General features: G+C 69.9%; 11 protein-coding genes. 8 read left to right on the top strand and 3 right to left on the bottom strand.

From position 1 onward, the window contains the following. The 8 genes from O7611_RS09790 to O7611_RS09825 all read left to right on the top strand — a co-directional run bounded on the left by O7611_RS09790 (nucleotide 1) and on the right by O7611_RS09825 (nucleotide 10,840). On the top strand, nucleotides 1-3,420 hold the full coding sequence (locus O7611_RS09790; protein WP_269696624.1) for a LysM peptidoglycan-binding domain-containing protein: 3,420 nt from the start codon (nucleotides 1-3) through the stop codon (nucleotides 3,418-3,420). Nucleotides 3,421-3,498: 78 nt separating this feature from the next. After that, nucleotides 3,499-3,879 (top strand): hypothetical protein, encoded by a 381-nt coding sequence (locus tag O7611_RS09795; protein ID WP_269696625.1) that lies wholly within the window; start codon nucleotides 3,499-3,501, stop codon nucleotides 3,877-3,879. Next, nucleotides 3,876-5,237 (top strand): hypothetical protein, encoded by a 1,362-nt coding sequence (locus O7611_RS09800; RefSeq protein ID WP_269696626.1) that lies wholly within the window; start codon nucleotides 3,876-3,878, stop codon nucleotides 5,235-5,237. Before O7611_RS09795 ends, O7611_RS09800 begins: the two co-directional genes overlap by 4 nt. Nucleotides 5,238-5,525: 288 nt before the next feature. Continuing rightward, nucleotides 5,526-6,950 (top strand): hypothetical protein, encoded by a 1,425-nt coding sequence (locus O7611_RS09805; RefSeq protein WP_245255794.1) that lies wholly within the window; start codon nucleotides 5,526-5,528, stop codon nucleotides 6,948-6,950. A 10-nt stretch (nucleotides 6,951-6,960) separates the two neighbouring features. After that, entirely contained in the window at nucleotides 6,961-8,190 is a 1,230-nt protein-coding gene (gene mycP, locus O7611_RS09810; protein WP_269696627.1) for a type VII secretion-associated serine protease mycosin, read from the top strand. Between the two features lie 464 nt (nucleotides 8,191-8,654). Beyond that, on the top strand, nucleotides 8,655-9,212 hold the full coding sequence (locus O7611_RS09815) for a hypothetical protein (protein WP_269696628.1): 558 nt from the start codon (nucleotides 8,655-8,657) through the stop codon (nucleotides 9,210-9,212). Between the two features lie 9 nt (nucleotides 9,213-9,221). Next, nucleotides 9,222-9,527 carry a hypothetical protein gene (locus tag O7611_RS09820; protein ID WP_269696629.1) on the top strand — a complete coding sequence of 102 codons (306 nt, stop codon included), beginning with the start codon at nucleotides 9,222-9,224 and terminating at the stop codon, nucleotides 9,525-9,527. After that, complete coding sequence (locus tag O7611_RS09825) at nucleotides 9,524-10,840, top strand: hypothetical protein (RefSeq protein ID WP_269696630.1); 1,317 nt, start codon at nucleotides 9,524-9,526, stop codon at nucleotides 10,838-10,840. The genes O7611_RS09820 and O7611_RS09825 overlap by 4 nt, the downstream gene beginning before the upstream one ends. A gap of 156 nt (nucleotides 10,841-10,996) precedes the next feature. Here O7611_RS09825 and O7611_RS09830 read toward each other — a convergent pair whose 3' ends face one another. The 3 genes from O7611_RS09830 to fxlM all read right to left on the bottom strand — a co-directional run bounded on the left by O7611_RS09830 (nucleotide 10,997) and on the right by fxlM (nucleotide 14,845). Then, the gene (locus O7611_RS09830) at nucleotides 10,997-11,584 is read right to left on the bottom strand and encodes a hypothetical protein (RefSeq protein ID WP_269696631.1); all 588 of its coding nucleotides are present in this window, start codon (nucleotides 11,582-11,584) and stop codon (nucleotides 10,997-10,999) included. Nucleotides 11,585-11,663: 79 nt separating this feature from the next. Beyond that, a complete protein-coding gene (locus O7611_RS09835) occupies nucleotides 11,664-12,788 on the bottom strand; it encodes a hypothetical protein (protein WP_269696632.1) in 1,125 nt (374 codons plus the stop codon). After that, nucleotides 12,785-14,845: a methyltransferase, FxLD system gene (gene fxlM / locus O7611_RS09840; RefSeq protein WP_269696633.1), complete on the bottom strand. Its 2,061-nt coding sequence runs from the start codon at nucleotides 14,843-14,845 to the stop codon at nucleotides 12,785-12,787. The genes O7611_RS09835 and fxlM overlap by 4 nt, the downstream gene beginning before the upstream one ends. Between the last annotated feature and the right edge of the window lie 4 nt (nucleotides 14,846-14,849).

Raw genomic sequence — 14,849 nt, forward strand, 5'->3', positions numbered from 1 at the left:
GTGGCACGCACCGCACCCGCCACCGGCCGCGGCCGGCAAGTACTCGCGGGCGTCGGCGCGTTCGCCGTGGTCGCGGTGACCGCTGCCCTGCCCGCGCTGCTCTTGTGGGCCGTCGGCAACCCGCTGCCCCGCCTGGGCACATGGCTCTCGACGCTCACGAACGATCCGGGTGCTGCCGCCGGCCAGATCTGGCAGGCGCTCAGCAGCCGGGACGACGGGGACCTGTTCCTGCAGACGTTGACGCTGATCGGCTGGATCGCAGCGCTCCTGGCCGCGTGGACCTGGGTCACGTTCCTCGTCGCCCTGGTGGTGGAGACTGTCGCACAATTGCGCGCACGCCGTCGGGGACAGGTGCCGCGCAACGCCGCCCGGATCCCGGGGGCGCGGTTCCAGCAACGCGTGGCCGCCGCGTTGATCGCGGCCATTCTCGGCGCCATCGCCGCGCCGACCCTGGCCTCCGCCGCCGCGCCGGCCGCCCTCACCACCCCGGCGGTGGCCGCACCCCGCTCCGACCACGTGGTGGCCAAACCCACCGCGCCGGTGGACGCCACGACCACCACCGGGTACGTGGAACATCCGGTCGAGCGCGGGGAGAGCCTGCTCGACATCGCTGAGGCGTACAACGTGCCCTGGCAACGCCTGGCCGAGGCCAACCACGGCCTCGCGCAGCCGGACGGCCGCAGCCTCCAGCCCGGCAACACCCGGGTGTACGCCGGTTGGACGCTCCGGATCCCCATCGTCGGGTCCCCGGTGGCCAGGACCATGCATGCACCGGGACGGCTCGTCTACGAGGTGGCGCGCGGCGACTGGCTGGCCGGTGTCGCCGAGCGTTTCCTCGGTGACGCCGACCGCTACCCGGAACTCGTGGCCATCAACTCCGACCTTGAGCGGCGTGACTACCGGTTCCCTGACCACATTGAACGCGGGTGGCGGATCACGCTGCCGGCGGAGGCTCGCGATCGCGGCGCCGGCGACCACGCCCGGGGCCGGGTCGTTGTCGATAGCCGCACCCGGCCCACCCCGAGTGCTCCCGAAGCCGGCAGCAAGCCGCCGCCGAGCGTTCCGGAGGCCGAGGCCGAGGCCGGGGGTGAGCCGACCTCCTCCCGTTCGCCGGACCGCGGCGGGAGCGAGCCAATCCCCCCAACTTCATCCGCGCAGGCTCGACCGAGCGATGCTCCGACGCCACCCACTTCAGCCAGCTCGTCCTCGACGACTGCACGCCCAAGCGGCGAGTCCGGGGCGGCAGATCCGGTACGTGAGCCCGGGCCGACGGGCGACGACAGCGCCAGCGAAACCATCGTGTTGGGATCACTCGCCGGAGCGGGCCTGCTCTCCGCGCTGTTGCTGACCGCAGTGTTCCGCCGTCGACGCAGTCAGAGGCAGCACCGCCGGTCCGGCCGTCGACTACCGCACCCTCGCGGTGGCGCCACGGAACGCATCCTGCGCGTGGCCGAGCAACCCGCCGACGTCGACCGGCTCGACCTCGCCCTGCGCAGCCTCGCCGCGGCGCTGGCGGAGCGGGAACAGCCGGTGCCGGACATCGCCGCCGCGTGGATCGTCGACCAGGCCGTCACGCTCGTGCTCACCGAGCCCTGTCCGCAGCCACCCCCACCGTGGGTCGAGGACGGCGCTCAGTGGACCCTGCCAGGGGACGCGGCCGTGCCGGCCGTCGCCGAGCAGCTCGCACCGCTGCCCACCCTCGTGGCGGTCGGATCGCAGCCCGGCCGGCATCTGCTGCTCGATCTCGAACGGCTCGGCGACCTGACCATCGCGGGCAACGGCGAACAGGCCGCTGCCCTGCTGCGCTACCTGGCCTGCGAACTCGCCTGCAACACCTGGTCGGACGACGTCGAGGTCATCATCGCCGGCTTTCCCGCGCCGGAGACCGAACTGCTCGTCGCTCTCAACCCGGACCGCGTCCGCGCGACGTCGTCGGTTCACGAGGCCGTCCCACGGCTGCGACGGCGGGCCGCCGCGGTGACGGCCGGCCTGCACGCGTCCGGAGCGCCCGACACCCTCGCCGGTCGCCTCATGGACGTCGGCGAGGCCTGGGCGCCCCAGGTGCTGCTCGTCGCCGAGCCCGACGAGGACGACCTCGACGTGCTCCACGATTTCGGTAAGGAGCTGCGGAACTCCGGCAGGTGCGCCGTCGCCGTCGTCAGCACCGGCACCCGAGCCGCCGCCGGCTCGAACACCATCGTTCTGGACGAGGACGGCCGGCTCCGCCTCGCATTGCCGTACCTCCAGGTCGAGGGGGCCCCAGCCGGCCTACCTGTACGCGAACTGGAGCCGCTCGTCGAGATCATGGCGCAGGCACGGGCCGCGACTGACGAATCGACGCCGCCGGCCAGGGAGCCGGAGGAGTGGGCGGAGGGCACCGACGCTGCCGGATCGGTGCTCGATCTCCTGACCGGTGGCGAGGCATCGGTCCCGAGGACGGCGCCAGCCGATACCCGCTCGTCGCCGCCGGCGGATTCCATCGTCGCCATACCTACCCTGGACCGACCTCGCACAGCCGGCGTCACCCCGCGCCGGGAGGTCACCGCTGCGATCCGCCAACGACGCCGCCAGGCTGACCCGGATCTCGACACTGATCTGCGGTCCTGGCGCGAGCAGGATCCGACGCGCCCGCGCGTCAGCGTGCTCGGGCCTGTCGTCGTTGACGCGCCCGGCCCGGTTCCGGACCAGCGTCGGCGCTTCCACGGCGAGCTCATCGTCTACCTCGCCCAGCGTGGCGCCCGTGGAGCCTCCGCCGAGCAGCTCACCGACGCGCTGTGGCCCGACCAGCAGGTCAAGGACGCCAGCCGCCGGGTGGCCATCACGCGAGCCCGCCGCTGGCTGGGCGAAGCGCCTGACGGCACTTCCTGGCTGCCCGAGATGGGCTCCGACCGGCTCTACCGACTGCGGGCCGGCTACCTGCTGGACTGGCATCTGTTCCGCCGACTGCGCAGTCGCGGTGAGAGCCGCGGAGTGGCCGGCGTCAAGGATCTGCGTGCCGCGTTGGAACTCGTCCGGGGCGTACCGCTCGACGGCGCCGAGCGTGCCTACGCTGCCGGCACACGCAACCCGTTCACCTGGCTGCCCGAGTCCGACATCTACCCGGGACACCTCACCTCCGCGATCGTGGACACCGCCCACGAACTGGCCGAGCTGTACCTCGACGCCGGTGACATCACCGGCGCGCGCTGGGCCGTACAGCAGGCCTGGCTGGCCGACCCGGAGCGCGGTGACGACGGACCGTGGCACGACATCATGCGCGTCGCCCACGCCGAGGGACACACCGCTGAGCTGCGGAATCTGCTGGGCGAGCTGATGCGGGTCCGCGAGGCCGAGGTGCCGGAGGACCTGACCCCTGCCACGTACGCCCTGCTGCGCGAGCTCCTGCCCGACCTGCTCACGGCCAGCACCAGCAGCGGATGACGCGAGGCTTGAAAACGACCTCAACTGACCGACCGATTGGAGTGGACGACCTTGCTGACATCGAATCAAGCCCACGGCATGGACTACATCGAGGCGACGAAGGAGTTGTGCGCCGACAGTGCGCATGCTTGGGACGACACCACCGCAGCCGGTGCCGTCCAGCTTGCGATCGAGGCATGGAAGCGCCTCTCCGGGACCGACCTCGCCTGGGACCACTTCGGCCTGGAGATGCTCGACATCCGTGCGCGGCTGTACGCCGACCACGATGACGTGGTGGTCGACGCCGCGGCGCCGGCGCGCGACGACATCGAAACCCGCCACGCGGTCGCGACGCTGGTGGAGCACCTTGCCCGCTATCACGAACACCTCGCTGCCAGCGGCGGTGATGACCTTGCCCGGCGGCTCGACCACGACGCCGCCGCCCAGCAGCTGCGACACGCGGCGGCGGCTCTGGCATGACGATCGGCCACTGGCACAGCAGGGCCGAGCGGGCACTGCGCGCCGCGGCCACGGCGATGCGTCAGCATCCGCCGGGTTCCGCAGCAGACATCAACGTGGTGGTCAACGCCCGGTCCGCTGTCTACGCGCAGCTGATCCGGGCAACCGAGCTGCTGGCCGGTGGCCGTCCGGCGGTGGAGGAACTGGATCGGGCCGGTGCCACGGCACTGATGACCAGGCGCGGACAGCGACTTACCCAGTTCTACGCGGGCCTCCGCGCAGCCGCACTTGTCGACCGGCAGTTTCCACCGTCCGGCAGCAGGGTGAGCGCTGAACCGGCACGGTCGCTGCGCCGTGCCGCGGACGCCGTCGGCGTGATCGGTGACATCCTCGCCTGCCACGTGCCCCCAGGTCAGCGGCCTCCGACCCCGGAGGGGTTTGCGATCCGGCGAGGAGGCGGCGTTTCGTCCGGCCTCGCTGACGTCGCCAGGCTCACGTCGGGCCTCGTGGTGCTCGACATGGCGTTGCCCGGATGGCTCGACCACGGACAAGGGCATCTGACCGAGATCTACCGCCCGGTGGCGGAGGCCGCCCGGTGGACGGCGAACAGCGGTCTCGCCAGGACAGCACGAGCTCTGGTCGTTGCAGGTAAAGGGCAGCCGTCCCTGCACGGGCTTGATGTCGCGCGTTCGCCGCTCGATCCGGCACCCGACATCCGTACCGTTGACGACGCGGTCGCGGCTGTCGCGGCCGCGCGTAGCTGGCTGTGGCAGTACCCGCAGCAAGTCGCCGGAGTTCACCTGCAGCTCGGCACTCAGCTCGGCTTGGCCGTGCACGTTGCCACCAGCGACGGTGCCCCGACGAAGGTGGACGGTTGGCGGCGTGCCGCCATTGCCGCTGCCGAGTTGCGGGCCACCCCACCGGTCGGTCCAGCCCGCGACGCTGCCGGGGAACTGGCGGAAGCGTTGCGGTGGACACGGTCGCACCTGATGAACGGATCCGACGGGAAAAACCGGGAGCTCATGCGTCTGAACGCCGAGCTGCCGTTTCTGGCTGCGACCCTGCACAGAGGGTTGTCCGCAGCGGTGCGTCGTGGTGATCTGTTCATCAAGACCGAGGGCGCCCTCGTGCGTCCGGCTGGCTCACTCGTCTTCCGTGCCGTCGAGCGGTGGCGACCCGCCAGGAGCCACGATGACCTGGTCCAGGATCTCGGCCGAGGACTGCTGGAGCGTCGTGACCTGGAGAACGCCGGCGATCTCGCGAGGGCTGCGGCGCGTGCTTTCCCTCGCCCACCCCGTCCTCGGTCTCCAAATGACCAGCCCTCGAACCCCCCGACGGTCGAGGCGACGCCGAGTCGAGGTCGTGGGCACTCACGCTGAGCCCAATCGGTAGGGAACCGCTCCTGTCGCTGCTCTCTGGATTGGGTCGGCTACTGTAGGCTCTCGTCATCTCGGGGGAGGGCGTTCAGTGGTGCAATTCGATCTCGTGCCGCGGCCGTGCATCGCGGTCGGTCTTCGAGACGACCCGATTCAGATCGTCTCTCTGCAGTCGACGGTGCGGGGTCGTGCATCCGGCCCCCTCCCAGGCTGAGAGGGCCGGCAATGGGCACCTGGGAGCAGTGCGTACGCGAGGTGACGCTGTCGGCGGACCCGGACCTGGTCGGTGAGGTGGGCGTCGGCTGGAACAACCTCTCCACCACCCTGGGATACCTACGGGATGCATTGGTCGGACGTTCCTTCGTCGGCCCGATCGCGCCGGGCGCCGTGCGTCCACACACCGATGGTCTGCCCGGCCTGCTCGCCGGCTGGACCGGCAGCGGAGGCGACGCGTACCGCGAGCACCTGAGCGACATCGGCCGCAGCATCGAGGACCTGATCACCACCGCGAGCAACGTCGGTGGCGCGCTGTCGCGGATCGAGGGTGACATCCGTAAGGCGGTTGCGAGCATCCCGATTCCCCTGATGGACGACTTCGGTGTCAACGAGTGGAGCCTGCCCAACGGCGGCGAGCTCGACGACGCCAACGACGGCGGGAACGCCTCCGGCTTCCTGGCTGCGCTGCGAGCGGACTACCGGACCGATCCTTCCTCGTACGCCGACGGCGCCTTCCGGGAGAAAGCCGACGACCTGGAGGCGACCATGAAGGTCGACGGCCGGGCCGGTGACCAGAAGCGGGGCGGCCTGTGGGATACCAGTTCGCACTTGAACAACTGGTACCGGGACAACCAGCAGGTGGCCAACAGCGCAATGGTCCCGCTGCCGCAGGCACTGGAGACCGAGCGGCCGCGGCTCGAGGTACCGGAGTTCGACGAGCGTGGCAACTCTGACGGGTTCCGTCCTCGCACTCCTCCGGCTGGCTACACCCCTGCCGGATTGGACGGCGGGGTCGGGGCAGGCGGCGCCCCCACAGTCGGTGGTGGCTCCGGGTACGACGGCGGTGGGGCTTCCCCCGGCGTTGCGGGCATCAGCGGTGGCGCCTCCTCCGGTGGAAGCCATTCCTCGGTCTCAGTGCCGTCGGCCGGTGGCAGCTCCGGTAGTGACCTCACCGGCGGTAGCACGGGCTCGTACCCCGCTCCCTTGCCTCGGAGCGGCGATCCGATCGCGGATCTGGGTCTCGGCACCAGCCTGGCCGGTGCCGGCGGACCGATCGCCCTCGGCGGTGGCCCCGGCGGTTCTACAATCCCGGGTCTCGGCGGCCACAGCCCGCTCGGTATCGGAGCCGGACCCGGGCTCGGTTCGCCGAGCGGGATCGGCGGCGCCGGCTTCGGTGCCGGGGGTGGGCTCGGCGTCGGTGGGGGCGGCCCCGTCGTCGGCGGTCAGATCAGCCCGGTCGGCATCCCCGGCATGGTCGGCGGTGGCAACGGCCGAGTGCCGCCGATGACCAGCGCCGCCAGCGCCCTGCGTAACGCCGCCGGTAGTCGTGCCGGCGCCGGCACGGGCGGTTCGCGTGGCAGCGCCGGCGGAATGATCGGTGGCGTCGGACGGGAGAGCGGCGCTGAGGACGACGGCGCCGGTCCGGAGTCGTTGTGGTTGACTGAGGACGGCGATCCGTGGGGCCGTGATGACACCGGTTCCCCCGGCATTCTGCGATGAGGGCGGACAGATGAGCGTGAATGCCAGCATGCTCCGGCCGGTCGCGGCCGGCCTGCTGAGCGTGCTGCTGGTCGGTGCCGCCGCCCAGCCTGCTGTCGCCGCGCCGCAGCGGGCTGAGCAGTGGTACCTGGACGAGCTTCGCATCGAGCAAGTGCGCAAGCTGTCGACCGGTCGCAGCGTAATCGTCGGGGTGGTGGACAGCGGCGTCGACGCCACCCACCCGGACCTCCGGGGCCGGGTGCTTCCCGGCGGTCGCAGCTATGGCGCGACCGGGGACGGTCGCGCCGACGAGGACGGTCATGGCACCCATATGGCCGGCATCATCGCGGCGACGAACGCGGCCGCCGACGGTGTGGACGGGATCGCCCCAGGCGCCAGGATTCTCCCCATCAAGATTAAAAAGGGCAAGGGGCGGGCCAGCAGTCAAGCGGTGGCCCAGGGCATCCGGATGGCCGTCGATGGCGGAGCCACGGTGGTCAACGTGTCCGTCGGCGGGGCGGCTGCGGCATCGCCGGGGGAGAAGGAGGCCATCACGTACGCCCTCGCAAAGGACGTCGTCGTGGTCGTCTCCGCCGGCAACATCGCCAAGGGTGAGAAGGCCGTCACCTCGCCGGCCAACATTCCCGGCGTCATCGCGGTGACCGGCACGACCCGTGGAGGAGCCTTCTGGTCCGGCTCTGTACAGGGCCCGGAGGCCGCGGTGTCGGCCCCTGGCGACGGCATCTTCAACATCGGCCCGAACCACGGCTACGGCTGGGGCGACGGCACCTCGGACTCCGCCGCCATTGTCTCCGGTGTTGTGGCGTTGATCCGGTCGAAGTACCCGGATCTCGACGCGGCGAATGTGATCAACAGGATCATCCGCACGGCCCGTGACGCCGGCCCGGCGGGTCGTGATCCCCAGTACGGCTTCGGTCGTATCGACCCGGTGGCCGCGTTGACCGCCGACGTGCCGGCGGTCTCCGAGAATCCTCTGCTCGGCCCGACGCCCCCGGCTACCGGTGCAGACCAGGCAGCCGGGGACGACAACTTCGACGTCACCAGGTATGGCGACCAGGGTGGCCCGAGCGACCAGCAGGTTGCCGTGATCGCTGTTGGCGCCGGCCTGGTGGTTCTCATCCTGCTGATGTTGACGATCTTCCTCATCCGGAACCGCCGACGCCACAGGGCCGAGGAAGCTGTACGCCACGACCTGGCTGATGAGGTGCCCTCCGCGGGATTCTCTCGCCAGTCGCATTGATCCGTCATCGTCGGGCGGGCCGACGCGGGCGCTGGAAGTCCGATCTGCGGCGATCACTCAGGGCGGCGAGGCGGTGACACGCGTTGATAGGGTCGTCGCCATGATGGCGTTGCGGCGGAAGGACGCATACGTCGGGCGTGCGCACAACCTGAGCGCAACGGCTGACACGACCGGGCAGAGAGGACGAACCCGATGATTCCCGGGTCGCGAGAGCCCTCTGCTCCCGAGGCCGCGAACCATTGGCATGACGTGGATGTACATTCGCCTGACCGGTCCGTTCGCATCGCTGCTTCAAGGCGGGGCGACATCGCGGTCGAGGTCGACGGTCTGCACCGGCACACGGACGAGTCGTTGGCCCGCCAGGTGAGAGCCGCCGCCAGGGTCGCATTGGCGTCGCTGCAGCGGCCGGTACGTGAGGTGGACGCGCCGGTACGCGACCAGCGGTCCGGTTGGTGAGCGGCCCCATGAGCAAGAAGGCGCTGATCGCCGTGGCTGCCGTTGCCGTCGTGGCGCTCGGCCTGGTCGGTCTGTGGCGCTGGGGCCCGCTCGGCGACGACGCAGCCGTTCCGTCGTGCGGTGATGTGGCCGACGCCCTACCGGAGATGGTGTCCGGGTCGTGGACGCTGACACGTACCGAACCGAAGCGCGATGTCGACCGGTCCCGGGTGCGATGCGAGTACGAATTCACATCGGCCGACCAGGCCTACCGGGGCAGGATCCTGCTGAGCCTGATCGAGAGCGACGACGAGGCGTTTCTCCGCAGAACGGCCACGTCGGGCCCATGTGACGGTGAGGCGGTCCCGAACCCGAGCGCGGCCCGGTACGAGGTAGCCCGCTCCTGCGCGCAGCGGATCAACGACAAGATCTTTACGAGTGTGCTCCTGGCCTCCGACCGGCGCTACGCCCACATCCTCGCGGACTTCAGCAGCCCTGATCGTCCGCTGGAGCAGGTCATCGCGTATACGAACACCAGCGCGCAGCGCATCGCCGACCGGACTATGACCCTCAACGCCACCGACTAGGAGCAGGCTGTGGGCAAGCTGGAGCGCTACTTCGATGACGTCGCGCGGATCAGGGCCGATGGTGTCTCCACCAACGGTTGGGTGACGGTCGTCCGCGGCCACGACGGGGATCTCAAGGTCGACATTCGGCCTGGAATGCTGCGCCGGTGCAGCCCGGACGAGGTGGCATCGGAGATCCGCACGGCCCTGCTGGCCGCAGTGGCTGATCACCGCCGGCAGTACCGGCAGTTGCGCGTCGACTACTTCGGTTCCCCCATCGGGGTGGAGCTGTTCACGCCGGCCGAGTCACCGCACGGGGAGAGAAGCAGACCATGACCACGGACACGTCGGCTCTGCGGGTCGAGTCCCGGGCGCTGGTGGCCTTCGGTAAAGAGCGGTACGAGGACGCTGTCACCTACAGCGCCGTTCGCCGCTACCTCGGCGACATCGGCGCGATCCCGGCTGCGGCCTGGGGCACGCTCGAGGGCATCTCCGACAAGCTCAACCGGGATTGGGCAACCGCCTTGGGCAGCCGGCTGTCCGAAGCGAACATCGCCCGTAACGAGATGGAGCGCATCGCCGACGGATTGATGCAGATCGCCGCCGACTACGAGGGCACCGATCTGGATATCTCCACTGACTTCGACCTATTCAACCGGGACCTGGGCCCGTACCTGCCGCTCGGCGACGGGTACGGCAACAGCGTGCGCGTGCGCCCGGGCGGCGCCGGCATCCTCTCCCAGCCCCACGACCGCAGGCTTCCCGACGACCGGCCGGTGGTGGTGATCCCCGAGGGCAACGACCGGCTCGGGGCCACCCGCAACGAGCGGCTGCCGCGGACCCGGGAGGTGGAGGAGCCGATCACCATCGGCAGCACCGACGGCAACAACCTCGGCTTCACCGGAGGCCGGACCACCTACTACGAGAACGGTGAGGGCGACCGTCTCGACACCTTCATCCACGAGCACCGCGACACGCTGCTCCAGCTGGAGGCGATCCTGATCGAGCTCGGCACCGGCGACCGCCTTCCCCTGACCGATCTGATGGTTCACGCGTGGCGTTCAGCGCCGAAGGTGATCTGGAACCGGGCCGACCTCGTGCACTCGGCCGCTGGCACCTACGCCGAGCTGCGGGCCGAGATGGACGCTGAGCTGAAAAACCTCAAGCTCTACTGGGACGGCAGCGCCGCGCAGGCGTTCGGCCAGTACGCCGACCGTGCTTCCGCCTACCTGCTCCAACTCGAGACCCAGGCGCGGTGGCTGGCCGAGGAGGGCAAGAAGGCCGCCAGCATGCTGGAAGGACTGCGCAACGCGTACGCGAGTCTGGGCTACCAGCACATCGGGACGCTCATCGACGTCCTGAAGGGCTACATCGAGGCCGTCAACGGGCTCTTTTCATCGTGCTCGAACCCGGAGGCCGCGGTGCAGAAGGCGGTGCAGGAGTTCGTCACCTTCCTGTTGGTCGCGGAACGCCAGTACGTCGAAGCGATGGCAGACCTGATCAAGGTCGACGAGCAGGAACGCAAGGAACGGCCCGACCTCGGCACCCGCGGCCACAACACGACACCGTTCCCCCAGGCGGAGGTGGGCGGCACCGCCTGGCTGAACGGTGGCGGGTGGAGCCCTAAGCCCGACCGGCCGGCAACCTGACGTCGACTCCGCGCCCCGGGAGAGCGGGGAGCTGCGATGGGTGCACCAGCAACCTCGCTCTGGCGGACAACAGTCAGTACCGATCATCGGTTGTTCCGGCTCCACGATTCGACCTGCGAGGAGTCGGAGAGTGACTTGAACAGGCTCGCCGGTGGCTCAGGCGGCCGGATCACCAGCGACCGCCGTGTTCCTGTCCTCAGGCCTCTCAGTCAGCCACTTGGACATCTGCCACTCGTACGGCGCCGAGGACTCGTCGAACTTCACACCCAGATCCCGGCGAGCCGCGGTGTAGAAGCGGCCGCGTGCTTGGCCGGTAGCCCGAACCGCCTCGTTCCACGTCAGGTCGCTGGTCTGGCCCAGCGCCAGTCGCATGAGGCGGAACGCCACATCGTGCCACTGGCGAGCAGCTGCGACCACAGCATCGTCGCCCAGCATCAACACCGCCTCCCACCGTGTCGTCCGTTCCTCCTCCGCCATGAGGAGATCCGCTTCGGTGATCTCTCCACCGAACCAGAAGTCGTCCTCATAGACACCCCGCTTGGCCGCGAGGCGCACCGCGACGGAGATGACCCGCTTGACGGCATGGGCGTAGTCCGTGTACGCGGCTATCCGCCGCTCATCCCAGCGAGCCGCCTGCTGACGGCGCCAACGACTCCGCTCCTGGACTGTCGTTGTGATGTATGTGGCCAGCGCACCGATGAGTACACCGATAAGGGCGGGCAATTGCAGCAGGAACAAGCGCATGCCGGATCCAATCTCGGAAGACATTGACCATGCTCAGTGTGGCGAGTCGGCACAACCCTTTGAAGGGCCCGAGCTGTAGTCAGATCTCGACGTCAGGGGGATTCTCAGCCTCTTGCTGACAGCTGCTCCGCAAGGCCGCGTAGCACAGGGCGAGAGACTTCGAGAGACGCTCCTCCACCAAGATCGGGAGCTCTCCGAGGCCGAGGCCGCTGTTCAGCACGATCCCCGCAAGCTGCACTGCCTGGCGGTGGCTGATGCCTGCCGCCATACCCTGGTGGCGGAGGATCTCCCGAGCGACTCGAGCATCGCCCCAGGCGGCGCAGTTTGCGACCAGAGTCGCAGCGAGACGCAGCAGCGGTGCATCCGCTGTTCCGCCGGCCGCCTCGATGAGCGTCATGCCGAGGCGGGCCTGGAAGATGGCAAGAGGCTTCGCTGGCTGCATTCTGAGGCAACCGTCCACCGCAAGCCTCAGCTGGCCCTCGGAAGACCTGTCACACAGGTAGGCCAGGCATGCGGTGACTGCGTCCTCCCAGGGTTCGCCAGGGGCGGTCTCCGCGACCATCGAGCAGGCCGACGCGATGTCGCCGGTCGTCAAGCGCGCGATGACCGCCACTTGACGTCCGTCGAGCATTCGTCGGCCGATGCCGTGATGTCGCTTGAGATGTTCATGCGCCTCGTTCCATCGACCCGCGCCGGCCAACGCGCGGGCACCCTCCGCGACGAGCACGCTCCACAGCCATCGCCTGACCTCGCGGTGGTCGTCCTCACCGCGGGTCAGCCGGCTCGCCGGCAGGGCCTGGCCGTCGATCACCGCGTCCGTCCGTGACGACACCACCTCGAAGAGACTCGTGAGGAGTCGGAGGGCGGCGTCGCCGTTGCGGTCGCGAATGTGCAGCCGGGCGAGATTGACCAAGGGCTCCAAGGCGTGGCGTGCCGCCCGCGCGTCCAGAGGAACAGCCCGCAGGTACGCGGCTGCATGCTCGTGGCACCACCGACGGGCCAGATCCGGCTGGCCGCAGTCCGAGGCGAGGAGAGCGGCCTGGTTGTAGACGGCCGAGGCCGCGGCTCGGTCGTCCTCTCGGGCGGCGCGATCCGCCAACGCGCACAGATCGTCGATGCGGGCGGCCAACGGTCCGGCGATGGGCCGTGGTCGCGCGACCAGTGGGAAGCGCCGAAACAGCGCGCTGTCCGACTCCACGGTCACTGCCAGGTGACGGTGATGGGGTGCTGCGGCCGGGGAAGGACGAAGCGTCCGGCCGAGGGGTCCGCCTCGACGGGAGCGTCGGGGATCTCGAAGCGGACGCGCCGGGAGCGATAGGTGGCATTCCAGACGCGGATCTCCTCGCTGACGAGAGCCGCGAGACCTGCGCCGTCCGGGCCGTGACCGATGACGCCTACCTCGTACAGTCTGCTGTCGCCGGGTCTGGTCGGCGTTGGCCTGATGGTGAGGTAGGCGAGGTCGGCGCCGCGGGTGGTGGCCATCGCGCCCCACGGGAACATCGGGGTGACGGCGCCGCGTTCGATGGCTGCGGGTTGGACGTTCATGCGCATGATGGCGTTGTCGAGCCGGCAGGCCAGCCAGAGGTCCATCCACTCGTACGGCACCATCGGTGGGAAGAACACGTCTGTCCAGATCTTGCGCCGCTCGGTGTCCAGCACGCCGGCCAGTGCCGCGGTGTCGACGTCCTGTTCCTTGTGCACCTGCAGGATCACGTCCTGCTCCGGTGTGATCGGTACCTGCCGGCGGGCGTCGTCGCCGATGCCGCGCAGCGGCATGAAGACGGCCAGCTCGCTGCCCTGGTCGCGCCATCCGCCGTCGTGCTGCTGGAAGATGATCGAGCGGGAGGCGGCGCCACGCAGGCGCAGCGGTACGACGAGTCGCCCGTGCGGGGCGAGCTGCTCCAGCCAGGCAGTAGGGGTTTCGTAGGCGCCGACGGTGGCGATGATCCGGTCGTAGGGTGCGCCGTCGGGGCAGCCGAGCGCTCCGTCGCCGAGGATGACGTCCACGTTCGTGACGCCGGCGGCGGCGAGGTGTTTGCGGGCCCCGTCGACGAGGTCCTCGTCGACGTCGAGGGTGACGACGCGTGCGTTGTCGCCGGTGATGGCGGCGAGCAGGGCGGCGTTGTAGCCGGTTCCGGCGCCGGCTTCCATGACCCGGTGGCCGGGTCGTACATCGAGTTGTTCGAGCATCATGGCCACGATCCGTGGCTGTGAGGCGGCGCTGATGGAGGCGCCGCGGCCGTCGGTCTTGGTGTAGACGGGAGCGTCGGCGTACGCCTGCTCCAGCGGTACGCCGGGCAGGAACAGGTGCCGCGGGGTGTCGCGGATGGCGGCCTCGACGCCGGGCGTGCGGATGATGTTCTCGGCGCGCAGTCCGTCGGTGAGCGCGGCGCGCAGGTCGGCGGGGTCGCTGGTCACTCGATCGACGCTAGCGCTCGTGGGAGTGGGTTCTGCGATCGACACGGTGCTCCTCGTGGTGTGGTGGAAGACGTTGCGGACCGCGAGCGCGGCGAGGGTGGACTGGTCCTGAACGGACAGGCCAACTCGGTTGGCGTGGAAGATGACGTGGTGGGCGATCACGGCGCGCAACCCCCGTCGAAGGCGGCCGTGTCGGGCGAGGTCGGCGAGCGCCTGGCCGGCGGTTGCGAAGGCGTCGAGCCACGGGCCGAGCCCCACGAGCGGTCCGCCTGTCCTCGCGAGGCTGTGGGCGTCGACAGTCATGAGCCGGTTGATCGCTCGGGCCAGTTCGGCGGCCGGCTCTGGTATTGCGAGGCCGGGAGAGGGCCGCAGGTCGGCGACCTTCGCCCAGGTGTCGCCCTGCTCGTACCAGTCCAGACCGGCGCCGCGCATCAGGACGCTGCACAGCAGCACGGCGAGCTCGCGCCTTCCCAGCGTGGTGGCGGGAGGCAGGTCGAGCAGCAGGTGCCGACTGTCCTGATGAAACAGCTCGTGGGCTATCTGCATGCCGGCCGACCCGCCGAAGGCCAGGGTCTCCGGTTCGTAGACGCCTCGGGTCCAGTTGGTGATTCGGTCCTGGCCCGCAAGTGTCTCCAGCAGATCCTCGACGCGGTGGGAGGTCGGGTCGTCGGCCAGGTAGCGCCACCGCCAGGTGGGGTACTTCCGGACGTACCACCACCCGTGCAGCACGCCCTCGTCCTGCGCGGCGGCCAGCGCCGGGGCCAGGACGGAGGCGGCGACGTCCTCGGCTGCGGTGGGGTCGGGGAACTCGACGGTGTACTGCCGCCAGCCGGGCATTGGCATTCGA

Origin of the sequence: Micromonospora sp. WMMC273, from assembly GCF_027460285.1 — a bacterium.
Taxonomy (GTDB): domain Bacteria; phylum Actinomycetota; class Actinomycetes; order Mycobacteriales; family Micromonosporaceae; genus Micromonospora; species Micromonospora aurantiaca.